Source organism: Candidatus Thioglobus sp. (genome assembly GCF_028599055.1).
In the GTDB taxonomy this organism is placed as follows: Bacteria; Pseudomonadota; Gammaproteobacteria; order PS1; family Pseudothioglobaceae; genus Thioglobus_A.
Window position 1 is genome coordinate 1 of sequence record NZ_JAQRMS010000215.1, and the last position, 1,730, is coordinate 1,730.

General features: G+C 40.3%; 2 protein-coding genes. Both read left to right on the forward strand.

Annotated features, from left to right (window positions below):
- Window positions 1-266: 266 nt before the first annotated feature.
- A complete protein-coding gene (locus PSN35_RS07520; protein WP_300031649.1) occupies window positions 267-611 on the forward strand; it encodes a P-II family nitrogen regulator in 345 nt (114 codons plus the stop codon).
- A 9-nt stretch (window positions 612-620) separates the two neighbouring features.
- A partial coding sequence (locus PSN35_RS07525) for an ammonium transporter (protein WP_300031652.1) occupies window positions 621-1,730 on the forward strand: 1,110 nt, incomplete at its 3' end.

Consider the following 1,730-nt stretch of genomic DNA (forward strand, 5'->3'; position numbering starts at 1 on the left):
AATCCAAGTGAAATTTAAATTTAAGTTGTATTTATTTATTAAAGCGGTTATAATTCTCAGGAGTTAGACCCAAAGGCGGGATTTAACAACAAACATAGACGTTTATTTAGATTCTCTTCATTGAGTATTTGAATAAGCGTTTTTTTTTTGCATGCTTCATGAAGGAGTATTGCACTAAATGGTATAGATGCCAGTTATCACTATTTGCAATTTTGTAGATGGCGATAACTGGCATTTTTTTTGTTTTAAATACAGGGAGAAAGATAATGAAAATGGTCACAGCAATTATTAAACCATTTAAGTTAGATGATGTCAGAGAGGCATTGTCAGCTATTGGTGTTACGGGTGTAACAGCAACTGAAGTTAAGGGTTTTGGGCGTCAAAAAGGACATACAGAGCTATATAGAGGTGCCGAATATACGGTAGATTTTTTACCAAAAGTTAAGCTGGAAGTGGCTATCAAAGCTGACCAGGTTGAAGGTGTGATTGAAGCAATTAGCGGTAGTGCAAAAGCTGACGGTGGCAAAATTGGTGACGGAAAAATATTTGTTACCTCATTAGATGAAGTAGTTCGTATTCGTACGGGCGAAACTGGCTCAGTAGCACTTTAAGGAGATATGATGGAAAATACAATTTTAGAAATGCAATTCGCCATTGACACTTTTTACTTTTTGGTAATGGGTGCCTTGGTTATGTGGATGGCAGCAGGCTTCTCAATGTTAGAAGCGGGAATGGTTCGTAGTAAAAATACGGCCGAAATTTTAACTAAGAATATTGGCTTATTTGCCATTGCTTGTACAACCTACATGGTTTACGGCTACGATATTATGTATGGCGGTGGCGTTATGCTTGAAGGTATTGAGACGGTGGCTAAGGATGCAACTTACGCAGCGCCATCAGATTTCTTCTTCCAAGTGGTATTTGTTGCAACCGCAATGAGTATTGTTTCAGGTGCAGTGGCTGAACGCATGAAATTATTCGCTTTCTTTGCATTTGCAGTTGTTTTCACGGGCGTTATTTACCCAATGGAAGGTGCATGGACATGGAATGGTGAATCAGTATTTGGTTTATTTGTATTAGGTGACTTAGGGTTCTCTGATTTTGCTGGTTCAGGTATTGTACATATGGCCGGTGCAGCAGCAGCGCTTGCAGGTGTTATGGTGCTAGGTGCTCGTAAGGGTAAATACAATAAAGACGGTTCATCAAATGCGATTCCAGGTGCAAACATGCCGTTAGCAACACTAGGTACATTTATCTTGTGGATGGGCTGGTTTGGTTTTAATGGTGGTTCAGTTTTAGCGATGGCTAGTAAAGAAAGTGCTAATGCAGTAGCAATGGTATTTTTGAATACTAACGCAGCAGCAGCCGGTGGTGTGATTGCAGCACTTATCCTAGTTAAACTACTATGGGGTAAGGCAGATCTTACTATGGCGTTAAACGGTGCACTAGCAGGTTTGGTAGCGATTACCGCAGGACCTGATACGCCAACTGCTCTAGAAGCAACGTTAATTGGTGCTGTTGGTGGTGTATTAGTAGTATTCTCAATCTCAGTATTAGACAAAGTATTTAAGATTGACGATCCAGTTGGTGCAATTTCAGTTCACGGTGTGGTTGGTTTATGGGGCTTATTAGCGGTACCATTAACAAACTCAGGTGTGTCGTTCACTGGTCAGTTAGCTGGTGCAGGTACAATCTTTGTTTGGGTGTTTGGTACTTCAATGGTTTTATGG

Coding starts and splice junctions, on each gene's coding strand:
- PSN35_RS07520 (WP_300031649.1), top strand. CDS start 267: ATGAAAATGGTCACAGCAATTATTAAACCATTTAAGTTAGATGATGTC.